Origin of the sequence: Planomicrobium soli (assembly GCF_003014655.1) — a bacterium.
In the GTDB taxonomy this organism is placed as follows: domain Bacteria; phylum Bacillota; class Bacilli; order Bacillales_A; family Planococcaceae; genus Planococcus; species Planococcus soli_B.
The window spans coordinates 91,646-114,260 of sequence record NZ_PYAT01000009.1; the positions used below are offsets into that span (position 1 = coordinate 91,646).

The window sequence follows — 22,615 nt, forward strand, 5'->3', positions numbered from 1 at the left end:
GCCCTCTTTCTTCAATTCGATAAACTCATATTATCAACCAATTATGAATAAACTATGGCCAAACTATTAATAGATATGTAAACTTTCGCAAAAGAAAAAGACCAGGAAGCTTATGCTTCCTGATCTCAGACTGTAGTCAAAGTCTATGATGGATGAATGGGGATGTATAAACCAAACCGGTCCGGTTGGGCAATAGCCGTGAATCAGAGCGAATGCTTCCATTCATGTTCCATGACGCAGCAAAGCAGGCCCAAGAAGCCTGGCCATGCCTTCTTGCTTCAGAGACCGGAGCGCAAGGCGGCGGCGACTCCAGCGGGACAGCGAAGTGCCGAACTAACTCGTGCAAGCCCGCGGAACGCGTCCGCCTCAAGTGAAGGTGCCGCTGCTTTTTCAGTAAGGTATTTATGTTTATTCCCTTAAACAGATAACTAATCTTTTGACTGCAAGCTAAGACCAGGAAGCTTATGCTTCCTGGTCTTTTTTATGCGGCAACTGGATGGTGAATTTTGTCCCTTCACCTTTTTTGCTTTCCACTTGGACGTCTCCGTCATGGAGAGCTATCAGCTGTTTTACAATGGATAAGCCAAGTCCAAATTGCCCGATGCCCCGGGAAAAGTCGGATTTATAGAACCGTCGCCAAATCAAATCAATCTCCTCTACATTGATACCAGTTCCGGTGTCTTCCACTTCGATCACCATATGCGCAGGCTCCTTGAAAGCCCGCAAATAAATCTGGCCTTGCTCGGTAAACTGAATGCTGTTTTTCACAATGTTCGTCAAAATTTGAATGAGCCTGTCCATATCCCCATAGATGACTGTACCTGCTTCTGCTTCAATATTTATATGGTTGCCTTTATCAGCCGCTTGAAGGTGAAGTTGTTCCTGTATGATTTCCAGCAGTTCCTCTGCTTCTATTTCTTCTTTCGTGAGTGTTACTTGATTTGAGCGGATTTTTTCGTAATCCAGGTTTTCGTTGACCAAACGGATAAGGCGTTTGGTTTCATCACTTACTAAGCGAATGCCTTTTTCCCGCTGGTCTTCCTCAAACATGTTATTGCGCAAGCCTTCAATGACTCCAGCAATGGTAGTTAATGGCGTTCGCATTTCATGCGACACGTCCGCCATAAATTGGCGCCTGCGGTTTTCAAGCCGGTCAATTTCTTCATTCGATTGCCGGAGCTTGTTCGCCATTTTGTTGAAGTCCCTTGCTAAATCACCGATTTCATCAAAATTTGATTGGGGCAAATCAACTTCGTAATGCCCATCCGAAATCATTGATGTCGCTTTTTGCATCCGCTGAATGCGGCTGACATGTAATTTTGCCAATAATAGGCTAAGCAGCAAAGCTACTGCAAAAGCAATCAGAATGGTGGTCACCAGCGTTTGGTTAAGCTCTGAAATCATTTCCCTTGTGCCGCTGACAGGCGAAGCAAGGAGCACCCCGCCAATCAATTGCCCATTAGCAACATATGGCAATGCAACAAACGTCATCGTATTTTCAAAACGTTCTACATCCCTGTTTACTACGAGTGTCTCTCCTTGTTCAATGACCCCCCATTCTTCCTGGGTTAAGTCAACTGGTGGAAAGGCTTCGGAAAAAGGATAAAGCACTCGGCTTTGCTGGTCAAAAACGATAAAGTCGATGTTTTGTGCTTTTAGCAGCGACACATACGTCTGAAGATCGGTACCCGGACGCGGGCGCTCCAGTTCCCTCAGAATCTGCTGACCATAACGTTCCAGTTCTGCTGCTTTGTCTTTGTAGGCAAAGTCCTCGACATAGCGGACAAAAAGAATGCTTAGTACCAATAAGGCGATCAGGAGAATGCTTAGATGGCTGCCAATCAGTTGATAAAAGTACTTAATTCTCGGATTCTTCAAATTTGTAACCTACTCCCCAAACCGTATGGAACAGTTTGTCGCCGCCGGTTATTTTCTTGCGCAGCCGTTTAATATGGACATCCACTGTGCGCTCGTCTCCATAAAACTGATAGCCCCATACATGCTCCAGCAGTTGGTCCCGGCTGAACACCTGCTTTGGGTGCTGCAGAAAAAAAACGAGCAGGTCAAATTCTTTCGGTGTCAAGTCCGGTATTTTTTCTCCGTCCTTTTGAACAGCGCGCATTTCTTTATTGACCTGAAAGTGCTTTGTTTGGATCACCTGTGAGACATGCTCTGCTTTCTGTGTCCGGCGCGCCACTGCTTTAATGCGGGCCATCAGAGCCAAGGGGCTGAATGGCTTGGTAACATAATCGTCAGCCCCCATCTCAAAGCCGATCACTTGGTCCGACTCGCTGTCTTTTGCTGTCAGCATGATGATCGGAATCGAATCCCCTTCTTCCCGAATCTTGCGGCATAAGGCCATGCCATCCATGCCCGGCAACATCCAATCCAGAACAAGCAAGTCATATTCCTTGGCTTTATATGACTTGTATCCGTCGAGTCCATCCGCTTCAAAGTCACCGGAAATCCCTTCTTTTGAAAAAAACATTTCGAGCATGGAACGTACGCTCGGATTGTCTTCAACTACTAAAATTTTCATCTCTTTCCTCTCCAGTTCACTGTATACTCACTTTTCACTTTACTCTATAATGCTTAAAACCGTATAAAAAAATCATTTGCCTATTGATCCACTTCCAATAAACGTAATTCACATTCCGCAAAGAAGCAAGTTCATTAAAAAAGCCGCCTTTTCATATGAAAGGGCAGCTAGTGTTTAACTATGCGTTTTTCTCACGCTTTTTATACTTCTCAAACAAATCGACAATCATGTCATAATCGATCGCTATATTATTCTCAAACGCGTATTTTACGCCATATCCAAGAGCCAGCGTCATTGCTGAAGCAACAGTACCTCCGATAATAGAACCTGCCCCCGGGATAAATTTTAAAGCTTGGCGATACAGGGTATGGCCCAAAGTTTGAGTGGCAGTAATGACAATCATGTCCCGTGCCGCTTTTTTCGTCAATGGTTTGTCATACAGTTTCGATAGCCGGATGATTAATCCTACTTGCAGCGAAGTGAGCGGAATAACATCTGATCCGGGAATTGGAGAAGCGCCGATAATACCGGCAGAAACGCCGGCACCAAGGATCCAACGATTTGCAGCCGCTGATTTCTCTTTCATGCTTTTAGCGAAAAGGAGGTCTTTCCCTTTCTTTTCGAGCAAAAAAAGGATGTCCTTCTTTAGGATTTCCAAGTTTTCCCCAGTCTTCGAAGAAATCGGAACTATTTTGTATTTATTGTTTGTGTGTTTTTTGATGAACTGGATAAGCGAAGGGATATCTTCAGCAGCATCGATTTTATTTAAAACAATCAGAATGTCTTTATTATGTTTTTCGATTTCTGTAAATTTCTCTTTTTCGCTATCGGAAAATACCGTGCCTGCAGCGTTCAAGAAAAATAATACTACATCTGAGCTTTGTACGAACTCAAGTGTCTTTTTCGGATTTTCATCATTTGGGTCATTCAATCCTGGAGTATCCATAAATTTGATGTTTTCAAGCCCACGAATATTATAAGGATCTACGCTAACCGTTTCACCAGGCATCGGGTTCGTGCTGGCAATGTTTTCGCCAATGATTTTATTGACTGTCGAGGATTTTCCAGCGTTCACTTCCCCGATAAGCGAAATCAGCAACTCTTGTTCGAGCATGTCGTTGACTTTTTTCATTTCGCTTTCGAACATATTGTCCATAACACGCATAACTTCTTCTTCAAATTCTTTTACCATCTACTGGACGCCCCCTAATTCAATGATTTCTTTTTATTATATACAACTCTCGTTTTTCCGTATAATGATTCAATTTTTCAGGTAAGGCTTCAGCAACAAGTCTCCATAGTTTAATAATGTATCCGTATCCCGGATATGCTTTTTAGCTTCACTGTTTTTTCCGCGGGTCTCCATCGATTTCAAGTCGTATAGCACCTCTGGGAATTTCGCGCCCGGAGCTTTGTATAGCTGCTCGGATTGGATAAATGAACCACCCGGCAGGTAATACCTCATACCAAGAAGGTTTTTCTTATACTGGAATAAATTATGGCCCATCATCGGATCTTCATGATCAATGCCAAGCAACGCCAGAATGGTTGGCATTATATCCACTTGCCCACCTAACCGATCCATCTGGATTCCGTGGAACAAATTGCCCCCGGTAAACAGAAGAGGAACAGTAAACTGATCTTTTATGGTATACGGATGGCCGATAAACTTATCGAGCAGGGCTTTGTCTTCTTCTGTAACAAGTGAACCATGCATTCCTGAATGATCCCCGAAAATCACAACAAGCGAGTCATCATAGAGACCTTGATCTTTCAACTCCTCGATAAACACCCCGATCTGTTCATCTGCGTAGTGGACAGATTGCAGATAATTGCCGACATACATTTCCTCGTACTCAGCCGGCAAATCGAGCCCCTGCATATCTTCTGGCATGATGAAAGGAGTATGGCTGGTAACCGTAACAATATTGGCATAGATCCGGTCATATCTATCCAGCTGCTTCGGCAATTTTTCTGCAGCGAAATCGAATACGACTTCATCCGCCGGCCCGAATCCCACTGGCTTAATGTTTGGTATTTCTTCAGTCGAGTAAACTTCATCATAACCAAGAACCGGATATAACACATCCCGGTTCCAGAATGTTACGTCGTCCGCGTGATAAGTCGCAGAACCATAACCGTATTTTTGTAATGTGCGCGGAAGAGACGGGACGGCCTTCCCATTCAGGCTATTGACTGTGGGAATCATCCCTTGCGGATATAAACCGGTGTTCGCTATCCACTCGGCGTCTGAAGTGGTCCCGGCGCCGATTTGCTGAAATACGTTGGAAAAATATGCACTCTCGCCCAAGAGCTTGTTCAAATTCGGCGTAATTTCCTGTCCGTTCACCGATTTCCCAATTACAAAATCTTGCAGCGACTCTACTTGAATAACAAATAAATGCCGGTCTTTCGCTAAACCGAATCCCTTTTGCTGCTCTAATTCCACGTATTCATTTCCTTTTAAGGCTTCCAGTTGTTTTAGCGACAACTTTGTACTCGAAGCATGGGCTGTTTCATTGGATCTAAGATACAGTTGAACCGCTTGGGACTGAAGATAGCCGTTTTCTTTAGCAAAATAAGACACGTCAATCAGTGGCTGTTTCAGTGCATAAACGGTTGTAGCTATACATAGTGCAGCAGCAGCAACTGCCATATATTTAAGTTTCTGCGGCTTTGCATGGATTCTCCATTTTCTTGCAAAAATTGCCACTAAAATTGCATCTAGGAAAAAGAGGAAATCGAATGGATTGGCTAACATTGCAATGGTATTTCCGACAGAGCTCGATTGCGTTGCTTGTTGAAGGTCATAATAAGAAGGTATAGTAGAATAATAGCGAATATAAAGAGTAACTGTGAAGAAAATAACCGATACTATAAAATTGTAAATCCATACAGCAAGCCACGTCCGCTTTTTAACCCCTATCAAAACTAAAGCAAGCAGCAAGGCCCACATCGGAAATTCGATAAATGCAATAGTTGCTAAAGATTTCGTGTCAAAAATTAGCACCCTAAAAGCGATCACTTTGATCAGCAAGAATAAAAACAAATACGCAACAGGAAAACCAGTCGTTTTTTTCATTGGAATCACCTCCTTACTATAGGAACGATTAAATTTAATAGAATGTTTCAGCTAGCAAATCAGGTCCATAAGCGGTTTATTTTTTTGTTTTCTCCAGTTATTTTCACTTCGTAAACATCCGGATTTGAAAGTTTCATCCACTCTTCAAAACCGAAATCAATATCAATCTGCTTGAGCAAAAGACCCATCATATTTCCATGCGTCACTAAAATGCACTGATCGGGTGCAGTTTCCAGTACAGCCGCTCCTCTTTGCATCGCTTCTTTCCCAGATTCTCCATCTGCTAGTTTCAAGTCCAGATTTCCAAACGATTCTTCAAGCCGTTCCAGCCAATCTGGTAAATCCTGCGTGCTTAAAACTCTCTCGGCTAGACGGTCGTCAATCTCTACGGGCATTTCCAAATATTCCGCTAAAGGCTCGACTGATTGAACTGCCCGAACGAATGGGCTTGAAATAATGTGGTGAATTTCTCTTCCCGTAAAAAAACGGACCAAAGCATGTGCCTGTTCCTTTCCTTCTTTGGTCAAAGGTGCATCTGGCGACTGCCCAGTAGCCTTGCAATGCCGGACCAAATATACAGTTTTCTCCATATCACATTCTCCTATTTTTCAATATTTCGATTCCCTAAGGTTAAGTTCCCGGTAAATCTTTATCTAAACCTGCAACCTTTTACGCATGTAACATAATAACATCTCTAACTTTAGTATACCCTTTCTGTGCCAATTCTTCATTCAAGTAAGCTATAGCTTGGGTTGAAAAAGCAGATTTTATCTAAGGCACAGCACTAAAAGTGTTCCAAGCCGCTTGCAGCATTCGTATGTACATAATTTCCCGTCACAATTCCTTTTCCCCTATCTCAGTCTTTTTAAGCAAAAAAAGCCGGCGCAATAAATGCGCCGGCCTCGTTTGTAATTATAGTTTTTTCATCAAGTTAGCCATTTCAATTGCGCCTGCTGCAGACTCCCAGCCTTTATTGCCCGCTTTTGTGCCCGCGCGTTCGATTGCCTGCTCGATCGAGTCAGTTGTCAATACGCCGAAAATAACTGGAATGTTTGCTTGGTCCATTGCTCTCGATACTCCTTTAGCTACTTCGCTGCAGACATAATCGAAGTGAGGAGTCGCGCCGCGAATAACAGTGCCAAGTGTAATGACTGCATCGTAATTGCCGCTCATGGCCATTTTCTTTGCTACAAGCGGAATTTCGAATGCGCCAGGAACCCAAGCGATTGAAACGTTTTCTGCTTCTACGCCGTGGCGTTTCAATGCATCTTCTGCTCCGCCTAACAATTTGCTTGTGATAAATTCGTTGAAACGTCCTACTACGATACCGATCCGCAGACCTTCACCATTTAAATATCCTTCATATAAAACTGCCATAATCCATTCTCCTTTAAAAGTTCAGCATGTGGCCGAGCTTTGATTTTTTAGTTTTCATATAGGCTTCATTTTCTTCTTTTGTCGGCATTTCAATCGGCAGCCGCTCAACCACTTCCAGGCCATAACCGCCGATTCCAGCAATTTTGCGTGGATTGTTGGTCAACAGCTTCATCTTTTTCACGCCAAGGTCCCGCAAAATCTGTGCACCGATTCCATAATCGCGCAGGTCATCGGCAAAACCAAGTTTCTGATTGGCTTCCACCGTATCATAACCCTGTGCTTGAAGTTCATAAGCTTTCAGCTTGTTTATCAAGCCTATCCCCCGGCCTTCTTGACGCATATAAAGCAAGATGCCGGAACCGGCTTCATTTATTTGCTTGAGGGCCGCGTGCAATTGAGGTCCGCAATCGCATTTATTAGAGCCGAAAACATCTCCAGTCAAACATTCGGAATGGACTCGGATCAGTACGGCTTTTTCCGGATCAATATCCCCTTTTACAAGGGCAACATGGTCTTGGCCAGTCAGCACTTCCGTATAGCCAACCGCACGGAATACGCCATATTCAGTCGGCAGATCCACTTCTACTTCCTTTTTGATGAGCTTTTCATTTTTTTGTTTATAAGATATCAAATCCTGAATCGTCAAGATGCCTAGGCCCAGCCGTTCGGCCACTTTTTGCAAGTCATCGACACGGGCCATCGTTCCATCTGCATTCATGATTTCACAAATGACTCCCGCCGGGGCAGATCCAGCAAGCTTAGCCAAATCGACTGCAGCTTCTGTATGACCAGCGCGGCGCAGTACTCCTCCTGCTTTTGCAATTAACGGAAATACATGGCCAGGCCGTTTGAAATCTGACGCTTTGGAATTTGGGTCGATCATACTTTTGATTGTATGCGAACGCTCAAATGCGCTGATGCCTGTCGTTGAATCTTTATGATCAACACTGATTGTAAAGGCAGTACCATATTCATCTGTGTTGTTGTCGGTCATCAAACCGATTTTCAAACGGGATGCAATGGTTTCATCGACAGGAACACAAATAAGCCCTCTTCCTTCTGTTGCCATCAAATTGACCACTTCAGGCGTGGTAAATTCTGCTAACGCGACAAAATCTCCTTCGTTCTCACGATTTTCATCATCAATAACAATAACGGCTTTGCCGTTTTTCAAATCGCGGACAGCTTCTTCCACTGTATAGAACATATACAACGCCTCCAATTAAAATCCATGTTCCGAAAGCCAGTTTTTGGTCATTTTCGGTTCTGCTGTCTGAATGCGTTCTGTATACTTTGCAAGCAAATCGCATTCAATGTTGACGCGTGAGCCAATCCCTTTTTCTCCCAGGAGAGAATCTTGCTGAGTGGTTGGAATTAGTGAGATCGTCACTGTATTATGTCCAACTCCAAAAACGGTGAGCGATGTTCCATCAACAGCGATTGAACCTTTCAGCATCATATATTTCATAAGATGAGGCTCCAGTTCGATTGTTTTGGTGATGGCATTTGCCTCTTTTTTCTCGGCGCGGATGACGCCGACGCCATCAATATGGCCACTGACAAAATGGCCGCCAAATCGGCCATTCGCCGGCATAGCCCGTTCCAAATTAACACGGGAACCGTTTTTTAATCCGGCCATTGTAGATGACTTAACTGTCTCAGGTATAACGTCTACAGTGAAGGTATTGCCGGTAAACGTCGATACCGTTAAACAGACGCCATTAATGGAGATGCTATCTCCCCGCTTCACGTCTTCCAGAACAACTGAGCAGGCGACAGTTAACTCCATAGCCTGAGGTTTTGCACGGACAGCGGTAATTTTCCCGACTTCTTCAACAATTCCCGTAAACATGCATGGGCCTCCTTCATAATTGCGGTAGAACAATAGCAACCTTTCGGCAGACGAATGCCTTGCACAAAATAAAAAAAATCAATTAAGGTACTAAGAATGCCAGGTTTTCAAGAATGAAATATTTCCACCAAGGGGCGTTGGATGGTGGATAAAGGATGGGTGCGCTGTATTGATATCGCTTAAATAAAATCGTTAAAAGGGCAGTGGCAAGGATTTCGCCTATGTCTCAAAGAGACGGCTTCCTCTTCTGCAGAAAACGACCGCTATAATGGCAGCCATTGAGGATAACGGCCGCGCTGCGCACGATATAAAAAGTAAGCAATTGCTTCAATCGCTTTTTTTGTATGCAAAAATCCCCTTTTCGGTTTTCAAGCCGGAAAGAACGCATGCTGACAAATCTCACTCCAAATTCTTCTCCCATCCAGACTTTAACTGTCGGTGCCGGATTTACACCAGCTCCACCGGCTCCGAGAAGCAGCATACATACGTATGCAACTTTCAGAGACGGGTCACGGACTTACAGTTTCCTGCTCACCGCCGGTAAGGAATTTCACCTTGCCCCGAAGAATTTGATTCGATTTATTGTCCATTCCATAGTAGCATAAAAAGAAAAGCAATTCTCCTAATTTAAACGTTTGATGAAATGGAGGCATTTACGTGGCACACAATTCAGTAATAAAAGGCATAGAAGTTGATACAGAAACCCGCTGCATCCATTATCACTCAGAAATTGACCGGATCGCAATCAAGTTTTTCTGCTGCGGCATTTATTATCCCTGCTATGAATGCCATGAAGCTGTTGGCTGCGGGACAAACAAGGTTTGGCCAAAAGAACAGTTTGATGAAAAGGCGGTTTTATGCGGCGCTTGCGGCCATGAACTGACTGTAAATGAATATTTGGAGTGTGCATCCACTTGCTCCGCCTGTTCAGCTTCTTTCAATCCTGGGTGCAGCTTGCATAAGCATTTGTATTTCGAACAATAAATAAAAAAGAGCCTTCGGCTCTTTTAATCGATGCGCATGCACATAACTATCTGCTCGCCTTTCGGACGCATCAAGCGGCGGCCGGTGTCTTCAAAACCCGCCCGTTTGTACACATGCTGGGCAGCTATATTATTCGCATTGACGCCCAACACCACTTCATTGAATGCCGGGTATTCTTCCTTGATGAATTTAGGAAGCGCGTAAATCGAACCCGTTGCAATGCCCCGCCCCTGGAATTTCGGATTCACTGAATAGGCTCGCAACAACATCGCTTTTGGATTATTCGAATAAAGTTTCCGGTCTTCCGATTCGTCCAGTTCGAAAAATCCGGCCACTTCATCACCGGCGTGAATAACCACCAAATGCTTTAATGGATTTTCAGCGTCCCGCTGAATAATATCTTGAGGCAGGCCTGTAAATTGCAATTGGTCGGAAGGCAAATCGTATTTGACTGAAACTTTTGAAGTGTAGGCACGAAGGGAAACGTCTTTTTTATGGATCATGTCACTAGTCTCCTTATTTGTTTGAAACAATCAAGTGCTGAGTCTCTTTTGGCAATTCTATTAACGCTTTACGCAAAAACTCTGGATAGAGAGCGACATTGCAAATTTCCGGTACTGGAACCCATTGGTAGATCAACCGATCGCCTTCAGGCCCGAAAAATGGCGCAGTCTGGTAAAATGATGGAGGCTCGACTCCCCGTATCAAGTAATAAAATCCAATCTCATGAAAATTTTTACCTGCGTACGAGAAGAAGTTTTCTACTGACCAAAGCAGCCGTTCGATTTCAATTACAACATCCAGCTCCTCTTTCATTTCCCGCACGAGACACGATTTAGAATCTTCAAGCATGCGTGCGCGGCCTCCCGGCAACGCCCAATGGCTATCATTTGCCTGTTTATGAAGCAAGACATAACCATTTTCCACCCAAATCCCGGCCACACGATAATTAAACACATTGTCTTTCAATGTAAATGTTGTGTCCATTCAACAGCACATCCTATTCTTTTTCTAAAGTCACGACAACGATTTCAGGCAAATTGAACACCCGCAATGGGAAACCGCTGTTTCCCAATCCTCTGCTCAGAACAAGTTGCGTTCCCTGTTTCTTAAAAACGCCTTTGGTCATTTCCGGAAACCATCCTTGTCCTGGTGCAAGTACTCCGCCAATTCCAGGAATCCGGATTTGTCCGCCGTGGGCATGCCCAGAAAAAACAACATCAATCGCGTCTTCAACATAAACATTGAACACTTCCGGCCGGTGCGACAACATCAGCGTGAACGCATCCGTCAATTCCGCTTCCTCAATCGCTTGCCGAATATAATCTTCTTCTAAAAGTGTATTGCTGAGAAGCGGATCGTTTAGACCGGCGATCTGAATAACATCCCCATCCTGTTCCCATTCAATTGTTTCATTCATCAGAACAATAACCCCTCTTTTTTCAAGGGCTTCTGTAATTTGGCTGATTTCATTTGTAGCCACTTCGTGATTTCCGATCACAAAATACACTGTACTCATTTTTACCAAAGCTTCTACTAGTGTCAGACTCTCTTGCAAATCATAACGATTGCTGTCCACCAAATCCCCAGTCAGAAAAATCGCATCCGGCTTAGCGGCCTTCACTTTCTTAATAAGAAAAGATTGGTTTTTGCCAAAAGTAGCATTGTGCAAATCTGAAATTTGGACGATTTTCGTCCCTTCGAATGCTTCAGGCAACTTATCTGAAGCTACCGTATATTCAGTGGTTTGAACCCACTTATTGTTTACCCATACAAAGCCACATGCAAATATAACAAGCGCAAGCAGGAGTATTAGTTTTTTCATAAAGTCTGCTCCTGTTCCTCAAAAAATTTTCTATCTAGTATTTCGTTATAAGACAACAAAATTACCGGCTTTTCTATTTTACCAGTATTGAACAAAAAAAGAAGCGGCCAAGAAATTGGCCCCCTTCTATCGCATTACAAATATTTTTATAACAGCGTTAAAACTTAAGAGTGGCTAAATTATGACTTTATGAACAGCTTTGAAGTTCCAGAGATTTTTAACCAATTCAGTTTCTTTTTGGACATTTCCTCCTTTTACAGTGAAAATATATTTCGAAACGTTCTTTTCGCTATAAACGCCTTCGTTGTCGATTTCGAATCTTAAAATCTCTAATTGGTTTTCCTCAAAAATTTTAGTGATAATTGCAAAGCTGTCATCCCGGTCTTCTGCAATCACTACTACAATTTTCTGGTTTCCAATCGCCAAATATTTTCGTTCAAGTTTTTCAAGAAAGTGCAGCGTCACCAGCACAATTGCTGTAGTCAAAACTGCTACAAAATACATATCAATGCCTACAACCAAGCCAATGCCGGCAGCTACCCAAATGGATGCTGCCGTTGTTAATCCTTTTACCGACCCTCTTTGGACGATGATGGTTCCTGCTCCTAGAAATCCGATTCCGCTTATAACATAGGAAGGAATTCGTCCTGGGTCGAAGCGGATGGCATCACTGCCCATACTCAAAAACAAATCAAATCCTGTCACTGATAAAATCATCATCAGGCAAGAGCCTGTTCCAACAAGAACATGTGTCCGGAGTCCAGCCGGCTGCTGTTTAGATTCTCTTTCAATCCCGATCAAACCGCTTAATACCGCAGTCAACAACAAGCGAATAATGATGTCGATATAGTCTTCGGGTACAAAGCCCATGCTGTTTTCCTCCCGGTTTTTCTTCAACGCTTGCCAACAGTTTACCCATAAAACCCGTTATCTAGCCTGCCATTTCAAGTTCCGGCAACTCGTTTCACCATTTTATCCGAAATAAAACTTCAATCAGAAATTGCCTATGCTGTTCATCAATCGGCCAGCCGGCTATTTCCTCCTTTAGTTCTTCTCTTGTTCCATAGCCTTTGACAAAGCCGTTCAGCCGCGCAGCAAAAGTGGAATTGACCAGAAGGTTTGCTGTCGGATACAAATCTTCAAGTTGATCCAATGCTTTAGGATAACGTTTCAAGTAATATTTCTGATGGCGCTCCTCAGCCAAGGTGAAGCTGGTGAAAGGGGCTATATCGGTTTCGATTGTTTCCCCCAGTTCTTTTTCCATCTGTTTTTTAATCTTGTCTATCGCTGCTTTTTGTCGGCTGTTGTGGTAGCGCAGCAATGATATATATTGGCGCCCTTTGTAATTATCACGGTTTGGATAGTGGTTTCGCCAGAAATGCAAGAGCATATCTTCGTAGCTTAAAATGGCGGGATCAAAATCAACTTCCACCGTTTCTGTATGGTCGCCCATATTCCGGTACGTCGGACTCAGAGTTGTGCCACCAGCAAAACCGACACGCGTCCGAACAACTCCGGGCAAGCTGCCAAATCGTGCTTCCGGTCCCCAAAAGCAACCCATGCCAAACGTGGCTGTCTCATATTTTTTCGAATGGTGCTCAATTTTTTGTTCAGCCCATTGAATAGTGAATGGCTCCTCTTCCATATGTATTCACTCCTCTGCCCACTTTGTTTTAACGTAAAAACCCTTTTTTATTTTAGATATTTTCCAACAACTTAATGGTAATATAAAAGTAACGCACGATAATCAAAACTGCACTCGGAACACCCGCTAACTATTGTATACCCTACTTTTATTTAGAATTTAACTTAAGGAAAGTAGTGATTGTATGAATAGCCGAAGAAAGGAAATTACCGCCTATTTTGAGTCAATGGACCGCAGCTTTTTTATGGACACCAATAAAGAATTTGCCCGCTTGGACCAAGCGTTGCCCATTGGTTACGAGCAGACGATATCCCAGCCTTCACTCGTGTTGGAAATGACACTTGCTTTGGATTTGCAAGCCAATTCCAAAGTTTTGGAAATTGGGACCGGCTCAGGATTTCAGACAGCGCTTCTGGCTGAATTTTCACGGACCGTCTACACTGTTGAACGGATAGAAGCTTTGCACATCCGGGCAAAAGAGCGGTTGGCGGAAGCTGGTTATGCCAATATTCAATTTAAATTAGCGGATGGCAGTTCGGGTTGGGAAGAACATGCACCATATGACCGAATCATGGTGACCGCCGCCGCTTCAGAAGTTCCGCAAGAACTGGTTGAACAGCTTGGAAATGGCGGGAAAATGATCATTCCGGTTGGCGGGCCGATGGTACAGGAATTACGGCTCATCGCCAAAGACAGTAATGGCAAACTATCTTCCGAACTATTAAACCAAGTAGTCTTTGTCCGATTAAAAGGAAAATACGAATAGCACATAAAGAGACCGTCCTTCAATGCTAAAGACTTTGAAGGCGGCCTTTTTTAATTAACCTGATTGCCGCATTCTTCTGCCAAGCGCGGCCGTGACGCTTTATACCATTGATGGCAAAGAATCACGATAAGCATCAAATCGACAGCATCCCCTCCATAATACATTAGCATGCCTCCAGCTTCCGCTTCTTGCCTTGGAACGCCGGCTGGCGGATGGGCGTAGATATATTTTGACAAAATGCCGTGTCCAGCCAATGCCAGCGTCAGCAGGATGGCGCGGTAAAGAGGACTGAACCGGTGCGGTACGGGATCGATATAAATGATTGCTGCCGTAAACAAATAGCCGGCTAAAAAAAGATGTGCGTGGATAATAACTCCCACTAATTGGCTATCGTGCATGGCCTGATACAGATTAGTGGTATACAGCAAATAGAGGCCGCCGATATTGAGGATTACAGCGGTAACCGGATGGCTGAGAAAGAGGAAAAATCTGCTTTTCAATAGGCGCGTCAAGTTCCGGGCGGAAGCCACGTTTAATGTTCTTAAAAGCAATGTCATTGGAGCTGACAGCACCATCAAGAGCGGAGCCAGCATACCAAGCAGCAAATGCGCCACCATGTGAGCGACAAAATTTGAATGTGACTGGATTGCCAATGGGCTCGTTAAAGCGAATGCCATACATAAGATTCCCATGCTCCATAATGCAGTCCGGTGCCAAGGCCACGCCCGACGCTTTTTATTGGATATAAAAACGCCTGTGACATAAAGGACCCATCCTGTAAGCAGCAAAATCATATACAAAAGCATAATGGCCGATTGTTCTGCATGTCCGGAATGCTCCATGCTCTCACCGCTCCGTTTTTATTTTATTGGACGTCTTCCGCGTCTTCATCAACAGATAAATTCCGATTGCCATAAATACAAGGGCTATTATGTTCCAAACCAAGTCGTACATAAAAATGTCCACACCGTAACGGATCTGGTGCAGCTTCATCAATTTATGCTGGATCAGGCCGTCGTAAAGTTGAAAGGCCCCGGCTCCCAAGAAGGCGCCGCCAATCCACCTTTTCGGCCATAGCCCTTTTCTGCGCCGAAGGTTGGCATACATGAAAAGAGAGCCTACTGTTGCGAACCAACTAAACGCATGGAAGATGCCATCAGAAACAAGCCCGATATCTGTCGTGGATTTATCGTAGAAATGGTGCCAATGCAGGATTTGATGAAAGACGGCTTCATCGATGAACGCGGCAAAGCCAATACCGAATAATATCCCGGACCAAAGATTGAATGACGAGTAAACGACACGATTTTTTGCTGTAGTATGATCTATTGAATTGCCATTGGTAATTGCCATAACTCCCCCTCCTTTTTCACTGCTACTTTTTTACTTGTATTTTTTCAAAATAGAATATCAGCCGCTCTAAGTTGGTAAAAAATACCCTTTTACCCAGTACTTCAAACATTTCATAGTTCAAGCTAATCGACAATATTTCATCGCTGAATACTGCGAAATTTGAGAAGTGCTAGAAAGGAATATACCCAAAAACTAATATCTGGATCGATTTTTCACTTCAACTGATAGAATATTCTTTCACTCCCCATTGCTCTCCCGTATAATGATTCTTTAATGAAGGACGTTTTTTCTTCCGCAATAGAGGAGCTGAACACTTATGTCAAAGGAAAAAACGATTCATACAGAAATTGGATCCTATATTTCCACTTTGATACGCGATCATTTTGGGAAAGGCCCAACCTCAGCGTATGTTGCTTTTGCGCGACCATTTATCACGATTCATCTTCGCGGATTTTTGACACCTACCGAAAAAGTCCTTTTAAAACAGAAGGCGCCAAACCAAGTATTGAAAATCAGGGATTTACTGATGAAAGACTTGATTTTAGAGATCAAGCTCGGATTGTGGAAAATAGGGGAACTAGATGTAAAAGAAGTGTATGCCGATTGGAATCTGGATAACAAGAGCGGCATGATTATTGCGGTTTTGAATGAAGAAACAGAACAAAAGAATTTTGAATGGCCAAAAGACGTTGATGAAAAAACTTTTCAAGAAGAGATAGTCAGAGCCAGCATAAAAGCGCAAAAAGCGCCAGGCGGCATAGATGTCTATTGGCTAAACGACCGGACTGTCCTTGCAGAACGAACGGAAATTTTAGTGGCAGTCGAAAAAGAGCTGATCAAAAATGGCTTCAGTGAAGAATTGAAACTTGCTAAACGTCCACTAGAACGGAAGGTATTGGCTGAAGTTCAATTAGAAACTGTTTTGAAAAGGAACATTGCCGAAACCTTTGTAGAGTGGAACTTTGATACAGATAAGGCTTACACAGTCTTCATCCTTGAGCCGAAAAAATAAGAGCGAACGAAAAATACCACCTGCATGGTGGATCTCCATTCGCTCTTTTCCGTTGCCGATAGATGACAGCCACAGTACTCGATGCTTACATTCTAATGCAAATGCTCTGCATACTGAGTTTCTTTCCGTCTTTATCATCAGAATATCTGGCTAATTTAGCATTATTCAATAATAATCTGGACAGAGCGGCAGTACACACACATCGAATACATCTTTTGGGTAATCAGCTGCTCAATATAGGCAGCAGAATCAGTAAACTCCCTTTTGTTTACTGGAGTTTCTACAAAGCCGCAACGATCTCCAGCATGTTGCCTTTGATGGATTTGCTTTTTTTTATGGTCAATAAAATAATTCAACTCTATTTCTCTTCCTTTCTATTCTACAAAAAAACCGAAAAGAGCTCTCTCAAAAGAGAACTTCTTTCCGGTTTTGTAGGCAGCTCTAACGTCTGTTACATCTAACCAAATATTGAATTATATTAAACCAAAATCATATTCATTGAGAAGGTATAGTCATCCAAATTGGAAACACTATTGTTTTCCAAGTATACTAAGCATACTTGTTTCGTAACACTAAGTAAAGGGTTTACCTTCTATTGGTCTGTCACATGATAACCTTCAAGTTGAATTCTTTTTGTTAATTGATCCGCTGATATTTGAGTTGGATCAAAAGTGATCGCAACTTCGCCTTCTTCAATATCTACTAAAGCCCGTTCAACTTCCTCCATTTCAATCAGAAAAGACTCTAATGACTGCAACGTTTTTTCTTCTGTCGCCTCTTGCACTTGAATTGTCATTGTTTCCATAAAAAATCATCCTTCCCGCTATAGATTTCTTATCTATACCCGGAAACCGAAAGGAATAAAAGAAAAGAGACAAACAGCAGAGACAAAAGTCTCCACTGTCAGAATTCCATCTTTAATTTCCCGTCTTCAAGCAGCAGCTTAGCATTGAACTTCTTTCCGTTTTTGGAGACAAATCCTTTTAGCACCGGCGTTTTTCCTTTTGTGCATAAATACTCGATTTGTTTGGCCGTCAACCTCTTTTTCAAGAATACAGCGGGGAACGATTGCTTACATTCTGTACAATTGTAATAGCCCTTACTCGATATAATTATGCCTTTTTTGCATGTTGGGCATGGGGCAATCTCTTCTTTTCCAGTCGGCATTGCCATTTGGTCCGGCAAGCCGTTTTTTTGCATCTGTGCTGGCACTTCATCCAACAGCTTCTGAATAAACTTCCCGATGGTGGCAAGGAATACTTCTGAAGATCCCTCCCCATTGCCAATTTTCTTTAGGTATGTTTCCCATTTTGCAGTCATGGAAGGGCTGGAAAGCAAGTTTCCTTCAATCGACTGGCATAAAATCCGCCCTTTGTCGGTGATTGAAACAATATTTTTGTTTACCGCAATGTATTCGTGGCGTTTAATTGTTTCGATAATTCCACTCCGGGTCGCTTCGGTGCCAAGCCCCTCGATTTCTTTTAAAATTTCGGTATCTTCCACATCTTCCACAAACTTACCGCACGTCTTCATCATGGCAATCAATTGCCCCTCTGTATACGGCTTCGGCGGTGTGGTCATGCCTTCTTTTACGGCCACTTTGCTTTTTACCGGCTCTTGCTCCTGCAGTTGCGGAAGAGAAGGTTCTGCCTTGGCGTCACGGGTTGAGGGAAACAGCTCTTTCCAGCCTTGCTCAAGCTCAGTCTTGCCAATTGTGAAAAAATCCAATCCGTTCACACTGGTTGTTACTTTTGTTTCCGCGTAGCGGTAATCCTTATGGAACATCGCCAATGTTGTCCGAAGCACTTCTTCATACAAGTTGCGTTCATCACGCGCTAAACCATCAAGTTTCTTAGTCGTGGGCAAAGTTTTTGTGGGAATGATGGCATAATGCTCCTGTACTTTTGCGTTATCTACAAAACGTTTCTTCGGAGCTTTTGAAAATATCGGAAAAGCAGTACCGATCAATTGCTGATACGCTTCTACTTGGTTTGCCAAATAAGCGAATTCGCTTGTTGTAATGTGCTGCGCATCCGTTCTTGGGTAACTGACAAGTTTTTTTTCGTAGAGCCCTTGCATGACCGACAGTACTTTTGAAGGGCTGTATTTCCACTTTCGGTTAGCCGCTGCCTGCAATGTTGACAGTGAGTGCAGTTGAGGAGGAGGCGTCCGCTTTTCAGTTGTTTTCACCGAGGTGACCGTCCCGTCCGCTTTACCGGATATACCGTGCTTTGAAAGCAGCTCTTCCGCTTCCTTACGCTCTTTTGACTTTAATTTCGCTTTGCCTTTGTAGCTTCCTTTTTCCGCGTCAAATATCCCTTCGATCTCATAGAACGGCTCCGGCACAAACGCTTCAATTTCTTTTTCACGCTGGTAAATCAGGAAGACTGTTGGCGTTTGCACCCGGCCGATGGCAAAAACTTCTCGGATCCCTTTTGCCTGAAGCAATAGTGAATACAGGCGGGAACCGTTCATTCCTACCAGCCAGTCACTGATTTGCCGTGCCTTCGCCTCTTCATACAATAAGAGGTCCTGTCGGTTGTCGCGAAGTTCCTGAAACCCTTTTCTCACTTCATCCACTTCAAGGGAGTTGATCCATAGCCGCTTGATCGTCTTTCCTTTTGCGCCCGTTTGGTAGTAAATGCTGTAAAAAATATTAGAACCTTCCCGGTCAACGTCGCAGGCGTTGATGACGGTATCGGTTTGCTGTATGAGTTTTTTGATGATATTAAATTGCTGGGCCTTGCCACGGGCCACTTGAAATTGATAATTCGCCGGCAAAATAGGCAAAGCGGCAAGCGACCACTTGCCCCATTTTGGATCATATGCTTTTGGTTCCTTCAATTCGACGAGGTGGCCAATCCCCCACGTAATATAGGCGCCTTCAGGAAAAATGGCATTCGGGGCGACTTCTATATAGCCATCGCGCTTTGTTGTCTTGAACGCATCGGCGTAGGCTTTTGCCTGGCTCGGTTTTTCGGCCACAATTACTGGTTTCATATTATACTTCCTTTCACGCATTTCCTTTCTTTTATTGTACTCTTTCCCCAACAGAAGCAAAGAAATTCAATCCGCTATTTTGCACTATCCGACAGCATATCAGCAAAATCTTTCTTAATATGGTCTTTTTCACCGAATATCATGATTTTGTCGCCAACCTGCAACTTTTCGTTAAACAAATCTTTGCGCAAAATCTCATCGCCTCTGCGAATGAACAACAGGTGGAGATCAGCATCTTTCATAATGAGTTCTTCTGCCCGAAGGCTATCGTACTTTGAACCTTCTTTAATGTCTACGAGAGCCACCATGTCCTCTTCTTTTAAACTTAACGCTGTTTTTAGCGGCCAGTCTTCAAGATCGTACTCTTCGTCCAGTTCGTGCTCAAACTTAGCAACCAGGAACTTCTTGACCTTTCCACTTCTTAAAATCATTAATATAACAAAAAGAGCCCCAACAAAAACAAGCATGTTATTAATCCGCAAGTCGTTGGAAAGGAGCGACGCAATTGATGAAATCATGACCGCGAGCGAGAAATATCCAAATAAGATTACCGTTGCGCTGATTTTTCTGCGGATTGGATGATCAATAATCAGGGAAGCTTCATCCGTGGTGAAGCCGGTTGCCGTCAACATGGAGATCACTTGATAACGCGCTATCTGTTTTTTAAGACCAGTTGCGACAAACAACATTGTTGCAATTTCGATCACCAGCAACATGATGGATAAATAAATTAAGATAAACAGAAACTCTCCCATTTTTTTCCCCCATTCTTGCTTATATGGAGCATATTCCCGTAAATTGAAGTTTAAAATCCTCCGAAAAAGAAATACTCCGTAGTATAATAGGAGAAGATGAATTGTTCCAGTGAAAAGAATGGAGAGAACCCTATGACAATAAACAGCAGATCTGCTTTGCTTGCAGGAGCCAGTGGTTTAGTCGGCACTGAGTTGCTGCATGTACTGCTCGAAAACCCTGTTTATGAACACGTAAAGATAATGGTCCGAAAACCTTTGGATGCCAAGCATCCTAAATTAGAACAAGTTGTTGTCGACTATGAAGAACTTGAAAACTACTCAATTCACTTTAAGGTCCATGATGTCTATTGCTGCTTGGGAACCACCATCAAAAAAGCGGGTTCCCAGGAAGCCTTCAAGAAAGTGGATTATGAATATCCAGTGAGACTTGCCAATATGGCGAGTGTGCACGGCGTCCAAAACTTTCTTATCGTTTCCGCCCTTGGAGCAGATGCAGAATCGAAAGTTTTTTACAGCAAAACTAAAGGGGAACTTGAAGAGCAGTTGAAAAAACTTGAACTTCCTGCTCTGCACATCTTCCGCCCTTCACTTTTGCTCGGCAATCGCCAGGAATTCCGTTTGGGTGAGAAGACGGCGATTGCGTTAAGCCCAATTTTCAGCCTTTTCCTCACCGGTCCTTTACAGAAATACAAACCTGTAAGCGCTAGAAGCGTCGCTAACGCCATGTATACAATCGCTCAAATAAATCAAACCGGCATCTATACGTATCCTTCTGACCAAATCAAGAAAATTAATCAACAAACTATACATGAAACAAAAAGATGAGACCGAAAATTCGGCCTCATCTTTTTTAGTAATTCTATTAATCATTTTGGAAGCTGCAAACTGCAGCTGTCTTGGTTAGGCAGTCAATGATTGATTTTTTCTGTAGCTTTGATATCCGCCTGCAGTTCGATCTCCACATTGCCTTGGATTGCCCGGCTGATCATGCACGAACTTTCCGCTTTTTCGGCAAGCTTCTGTGCCAACGAAAAATCGCGCTCGGTAGCATCGGCTTTTAGCACGATACGGGGTCTATGGATAATGCGCTCATAAGTAATGACGCCGTTCGTCACATCGACAATGCCTTCTGATTCCATCGTCAAAGAGTCTTTGTCCAGCTTGCTGCGCTCCATCATGGCCGCCAGTGTAATAATATAGCAGGTTGCGGCAGCACCAAGCAGCATTTCATCTGGGTTGGTCCCGACTCCAGGCCCGTCCATTTCTGGAGGAATCGAAATCCGGGTTTTTAAGTTGCCGGCCTCAATTTCCCCGACATCATTGCGGAGGCCTGGCCAATTAGCTTGTAAGTGAAAACTGTGTTTTGCCACTTTCATCTCTCTCCTATCGCCATTCTTTTCTTTATCGATTCAGCCGTTCCAATTCTTCAAGGCGGGGCATTGCAGTAAGGGCACCCGCTTTTGTTGCGCACAGCGCTCCAAGCTTATTGGAGAAAGAAGCGCATTCGATGACTTCCTGCTTCGTCTTAGGCATGCCATTCAAATGAATATAGCGAATGGTGCCAGCGACAAATGCATCTCCGGCCCCGGTCGTGTCAACCGGCTGGACCGGAATGACCGGTATATGAAAAACATCTTCTTCAAAAAGAGCATACGTCCCGTTTTTACCATCTGTCAAGAAAACAAGCGGAATATTAAATGCTGAAAGGCGCGCAATCCCTTCTTCCATAGACTCGGTCTCCATTAAAAATGCCAGTTCATCTGTTGTTACTTTCAGCACATCGGTAGTCTGCAAGAATTTGCAGGCTGTCTCCCGGCTGCGTTGTTCGCTATCCCAACGGAGCGGCCGAATGTTGGCATCAAATGTACAAATCACACCGTTTGCCTTTGCAAGTTCTACCGCTTTCTCCGTTGTTTTTAATGCTTCCGGATGAAACATCGTGCCGGAACAGACATGAAAAACACTGGCCCGTTGGAAAGCTTCCGTTAAAAGATCATTCGGTGTTACTTGAATATCAGGCGTCTCATTCACATAGTCCGCAAAAATCCGGTCATAGTCCGGGGTTAAATGAATAAAAACGCCGCTTACCCGTTTTTCCGGCACAATGATCGACGGATAAAGCATCACGCCTTCTTTTTCAAGTTCGCCGCGAACAAAGGCAGATGTTTCATCATCTCCTGTCACTGTGATAAATGCGGAAGGTACACCCAACCGGCTTACGCCTGCGGCTACATTTACCGTTGCTCCGCCGAGATGGCGTGTAAACGCATCGTTATTTGTATTATTTGCTATATAGTCGACAAAAGCATCCCCATACGTAAGGACGTGCTTCAAGTTGGTCATTGGTTTGCCTCCACTCTTTCAGCCCACTTGAGGTGTGCTTCAAAAGATCTTTTTTTACTTATTTCGTATAATTCTATCACAA

Annotated in this window: 25 protein-coding genes and 1 riboswitch; of the genes, 4 read left to right on the forward strand and 21 right to left on the reverse strand. The window is 43.6% G+C overall.

Annotation, left to right across the window (positions count from 1 at the left end):
• Positions 1–462 precede the first annotated feature (462 nt).
• From B0H99_RS12485 to ribE, 8 genes are all read right to left on the reverse strand, one after another.
• Entirely contained in the window at positions 463–1,878 is a 1,416-nt protein-coding gene (locus tag B0H99_RS12485) for a sensor histidine kinase (RefSeq protein ID WP_106534015.1), read from the reverse strand.
• Positions 1,859–2,539, reverse strand: a complete 681-nt coding sequence (locus tag B0H99_RS12490; protein WP_106534016.1) for a response regulator transcription factor — start codon at positions 2,537–2,539, stop codon at positions 1,859–1,861. Before B0H99_RS12490 ends, B0H99_RS12485 begins: the two co-directional genes overlap by 20 nt.
• A 178-nt stretch (positions 2,540–2,717) precedes the next feature.
• Positions 2,718–3,731 carry a GTPase gene (locus B0H99_RS12495; protein WP_106534017.1) on the reverse strand — a complete coding sequence of 338 codons (1,014 nt, stop codon included), beginning with the start codon at positions 3,729–3,731 and terminating at the stop codon, positions 2,718–2,720.
• 69 nt (positions 3,732–3,800) lie between these two features.
• Positions 3,801–5,621, reverse strand: a complete 1,821-nt coding sequence (locus B0H99_RS12500) for an LTA synthase family protein (RefSeq protein WP_106534018.1) — start codon at positions 5,619–5,621, stop codon at positions 3,801–3,803.
• Positions 5,622–5,680: 59 nt separating this feature from the next.
• Positions 5,681–6,211 (reverse strand): histidine phosphatase family protein, encoded by a 531-nt coding sequence (locus B0H99_RS12505; RefSeq protein ID WP_106534019.1) that lies wholly within the window; start codon positions 6,209–6,211, stop codon positions 5,681–5,683.
• Positions 6,212–6,533: 322 nt separating this feature from the next.
• A complete protein-coding gene (ribH, locus tag B0H99_RS12510; RefSeq protein ID WP_106534020.1) occupies positions 6,534–6,998 on the reverse strand; it encodes a 6,7-dimethyl-8-ribityllumazine synthase in 465 nt (154 codons plus the stop codon).
• A gap of 13 nt (positions 6,999–7,011) precedes the next feature.
• Complete coding sequence (locus B0H99_RS12515; protein ID WP_106534021.1) at positions 7,012–8,205, reverse strand: bifunctional 3,4-dihydroxy-2-butanone-4-phosphate synthase/GTP cyclohydrolase II; 1,194 nt, start codon at positions 8,203–8,205, stop codon at positions 7,012–7,014.
• 15 nt (positions 8,206–8,220) lie between these two features.
• A complete protein-coding gene (gene ribE / locus B0H99_RS12520; protein WP_106534022.1) occupies positions 8,221–8,850 on the reverse strand; it encodes a riboflavin synthase in 630 nt (209 codons plus the stop codon).
• A 405-nt stretch (positions 8,851–9,255) separates the two neighbouring features.
• Positions 9,256–9,422: riboswitch (FMN riboswitch) on the reverse strand.
• A gap of 85 nt (positions 9,423–9,507) precedes the next feature.
• Here ribE and B0H99_RS12525 point away from each other — a divergent pair.
• On the forward strand, positions 9,508–9,834 hold the full coding sequence (locus B0H99_RS12525; RefSeq protein ID WP_106534023.1) for a CHY zinc finger protein: 327 nt from the start codon (positions 9,508–9,510) through the stop codon (positions 9,832–9,834).
• 23 nt (positions 9,835–9,857) lie between these two features.
• Here B0H99_RS12525 and B0H99_RS12530 read toward each other — a convergent pair whose 3' ends face one another.
• The 5 genes from B0H99_RS12530 to msrA form a co-directional block, all read right to left on the reverse strand.
• On the reverse strand, positions 9,858–10,337 hold the full coding sequence (locus B0H99_RS12530; RefSeq protein ID WP_106534024.1) for a GNAT family N-acetyltransferase: 480 nt from the start codon (positions 10,335–10,337) through the stop codon (positions 9,858–9,860).
• Positions 10,338–10,350: 13 nt separating this feature from the next.
• Positions 10,351–10,821: an NUDIX hydrolase gene (locus tag B0H99_RS12535; protein WP_106534025.1), complete on the reverse strand. Its 471-nt coding sequence runs from the start codon at positions 10,819–10,821 to the stop codon at positions 10,351–10,353.
• Between the two features lie 13 nt (positions 10,822–10,834).
• Positions 10,835–11,659 carry a metallophosphoesterase gene (locus B0H99_RS12540; protein ID WP_106534026.1) on the reverse strand — a complete coding sequence of 275 codons (825 nt, stop codon included), beginning with the start codon at positions 11,657–11,659 and terminating at the stop codon, positions 10,835–10,837.
• Positions 11,660–11,833: 174 nt separating this feature from the next.
• On the reverse strand, positions 11,834–12,529 hold the full coding sequence (locus B0H99_RS12545; RefSeq protein WP_106534027.1) for an MgtC/SapB family protein: 696 nt from the start codon (positions 12,527–12,529) through the stop codon (positions 11,834–11,836).
• 94 nt (positions 12,530–12,623) lie between these two features.
• Positions 12,624–13,304, reverse strand: a complete 681-nt coding sequence (msrA, locus tag B0H99_RS12550) for a peptide-methionine (S)-S-oxide reductase MsrA (RefSeq protein WP_106534028.1) — start codon at positions 13,302–13,304, stop codon at positions 12,624–12,626.
• 184 nt (positions 13,305–13,488) lie between these two features.
• Here msrA and B0H99_RS12555 point away from each other — a divergent pair, with 184 nt between their 5' ends.
• Positions 13,489–14,070: a protein-L-isoaspartate(D-aspartate) O-methyltransferase gene (locus B0H99_RS12555; protein WP_106534029.1), complete on the forward strand. Its 582-nt coding sequence runs from the start codon at positions 13,489–13,491 to the stop codon at positions 14,068–14,070.
• A 50-nt stretch (positions 14,071–14,120) separates the two neighbouring features.
• Here the strand turns inward: B0H99_RS12555 and B0H99_RS12560 are convergent, their stop codons facing one another.
• Together B0H99_RS12560 and B0H99_RS12565 are read right to left on the reverse strand one after the other, a co-directional pair.
• Positions 14,121–14,912, reverse strand: coding sequence for a cytochrome c oxidase assembly protein (locus B0H99_RS12560; RefSeq protein WP_106534030.1), 792 nt, complete (start codon positions 14,910–14,912; stop codon positions 14,121–14,123).
• Between the two features lie 4 nt (positions 14,913–14,916).
• Complete coding sequence (locus tag B0H99_RS12565) at positions 14,917–15,423, reverse strand: DUF2243 domain-containing protein (RefSeq protein ID WP_106534031.1); 507 nt, start codon at positions 15,421–15,423, stop codon at positions 14,917–14,919.
• A 316-nt stretch (positions 15,424–15,739) separates the two neighbouring features.
• Between B0H99_RS12565 and B0H99_RS12570 the strand changes: the two genes are divergently transcribed.
• Positions 15,740–16,435, forward strand: coding sequence for a Na-translocating system protein MpsC family protein (locus B0H99_RS12570; protein ID WP_106534032.1), 696 nt, complete (start codon positions 15,740–15,742; stop codon positions 16,433–16,435).
• Between the two features lie 161 nt (positions 16,436–16,596).
• Here the strand turns inward: B0H99_RS12570 and B0H99_RS12575 are convergent, their stop codons facing one another.
• The 4 genes from B0H99_RS12575 to B0H99_RS12590 all read right to left on the reverse strand — a co-directional run bounded on the left by B0H99_RS12575 (position 16,597) and on the right by B0H99_RS12590 (position 20,190).
• Positions 16,597–16,791: a hypothetical protein gene (locus tag B0H99_RS12575; protein WP_181313665.1), complete on the reverse strand. Its 195-nt coding sequence runs from the start codon at positions 16,789–16,791 to the stop codon at positions 16,597–16,599.
• 236 nt (positions 16,792–17,027) lie between these two features.
• Entirely contained in the window at positions 17,028–17,240 is a 213-nt protein-coding gene (locus B0H99_RS12580) for a heavy-metal-associated domain-containing protein (RefSeq protein WP_106534034.1), read from the reverse strand.
• A 98-nt stretch (positions 17,241–17,338) separates the two neighbouring features.
• Positions 17,339–19,435, reverse strand: a complete 2,097-nt coding sequence (locus B0H99_RS12585) for a type IA DNA topoisomerase (protein ID WP_106534035.1) — start codon at positions 19,433–19,435, stop codon at positions 17,339–17,341.
• A 74-nt stretch (positions 19,436–19,509) separates the two neighbouring features.
• The gene (locus B0H99_RS12590) at positions 19,510–20,190 is read right to left on the reverse strand and encodes a hypothetical protein (protein WP_106534036.1); all 681 of its coding nucleotides are present in this window, start codon (positions 20,188–20,190) and stop codon (positions 19,510–19,512) included.
• A gap of 138 nt (positions 20,191–20,328) precedes the next feature.
• Between B0H99_RS12590 and B0H99_RS12595 the strand changes: the two genes are divergently transcribed.
• Positions 20,329–21,015: an oxidoreductase gene (locus B0H99_RS12595; RefSeq protein ID WP_106534075.1), complete on the forward strand. Its 687-nt coding sequence runs from the start codon at positions 20,329–20,331 to the stop codon at positions 21,013–21,015.
• 83 nt (positions 21,016–21,098) lie between these two features.
• Here B0H99_RS12595 and B0H99_RS12600 read toward each other — a convergent pair whose 3' ends face one another.
• The gene (locus B0H99_RS12600) at positions 21,099–21,560 is read right to left on the reverse strand and encodes an OsmC family protein (protein ID WP_106534076.1); all 462 of its coding nucleotides are present in this window, start codon (positions 21,558–21,560) and stop codon (positions 21,099–21,101) included.
• Between the two features lie 31 nt (positions 21,561–21,591).
• Positions 21,592–22,533: a carbohydrate kinase family protein gene (locus B0H99_RS12605; protein WP_106534037.1), complete on the reverse strand. Its 942-nt coding sequence runs from the start codon at positions 22,531–22,533 to the stop codon at positions 21,592–21,594.
• Positions 22,534–22,615 lie beyond the last annotated feature (82 nt).

Coding starts and splice junctions, on each gene's coding strand:
- B0H99_RS12555 (WP_106534029.1), top strand. CDS start 13,489: ATGAATAGCCGAAGAAAGGAAATTACCGCCTATTTTGAGTCAATGGAC.
- ribE (WP_106534022.1), bottom strand. CDS start 8,850: ATGTTTACGGGAATTGTTGAAGAAGTCGGGAAAATTACCGCTGTCCGT.
- ribH (WP_106534020.1), bottom strand. CDS start 6,998: ATGGCAGTTTTATATGAAGGATATTTAAATGGTGAAGGTCTGCGGATC.
- B0H99_RS12560 (WP_106534030.1), bottom strand. CDS start 14,912: ATGGAGCATTCCGGACATGCAGAACAATCGGCCATTATGCTTTTGTAT.
- msrA (WP_106534028.1), bottom strand. CDS start 13,304: ATGGAAGAGGAGCCATTCACTATTCAATGGGCTGAACAAAAAATTGAG.
- B0H99_RS12530 (WP_106534024.1), bottom strand. CDS start 10,337: ATGATCCATAAAAAAGACGTTTCCCTTCGTGCCTACACTTCAAAAGTT.
- B0H99_RS12515 (WP_106534021.1), bottom strand. CDS start 8,205: ATGTTCTATACAGTGGAAGAAGCTGTCCGCGATTTGAAAAACGGCAAA.
- B0H99_RS12590 (WP_106534036.1), bottom strand. CDS start 20,190: ATGGGAGAGTTTCTGTTTATCTTAATTTATTTATCCATCATGTTGCTG.
- B0H99_RS12490 (WP_106534016.1), bottom strand. CDS start 2,539: ATGAAAATTTTAGTAGTTGAAGACAATCCGAGCGTACGTTCCATGCTC.
- B0H99_RS12565 (WP_106534031.1), bottom strand. CDS start 15,423: ATGGCAATTACCAATGGCAATTCAATAGATCATACTACAGCAAAAAAT.
- B0H99_RS12605 (WP_106534037.1), bottom strand. CDS start 22,533: ATGACCAACTTGAAGCACGTCCTTACGTATGGGGATGCTTTTGTCGAC.
- B0H99_RS12570 (WP_106534032.1), top strand. CDS start 15,740: ATGTCAAAGGAAAAAACGATTCATACAGAAATTGGATCCTATATTTCC.
- B0H99_RS12495 (WP_106534017.1), bottom strand. CDS start 3,731: ATGGTAAAAGAATTTGAAGAAGAAGTTATGCGTGTTATGGACAATATG.
- B0H99_RS12545 (WP_106534027.1), bottom strand. CDS start 12,529: ATGGGCTTTGTACCCGAAGACTATATCGACATCATTATTCGCTTGTTG.
- B0H99_RS12535 (WP_106534025.1), bottom strand. CDS start 10,821: ATGGACACAACATTTACATTGAAAGACAATGTGTTTAATTATCGTGTG.
- B0H99_RS12505 (WP_106534019.1), bottom strand. CDS start 6,211: ATGGAGAAAACTGTATATTTGGTCCGGCATTGCAAGGCTACTGGGCAG.
- B0H99_RS12500 (WP_106534018.1), bottom strand. CDS start 5,621: ATGAAAAAAACGACTGGTTTTCCTGTTGCGTATTTGTTTTTATTCTTG.
- B0H99_RS12580 (WP_106534034.1), bottom strand. CDS start 17,240: ATGGAAACAATGACAATTCAAGTGCAAGAGGCGACAGAAGAAAAAACG.
- B0H99_RS12585 (WP_106534035.1), bottom strand. CDS start 19,435: ATGAAACCAGTAATTGTGGCCGAAAAACCGAGCCAGGCAAAAGCCTAC.
- B0H99_RS12540 (WP_106534026.1), bottom strand. CDS start 11,659: ATGAAAAAACTAATACTCCTGCTTGCGCTTGTTATATTTGCATGTGGC.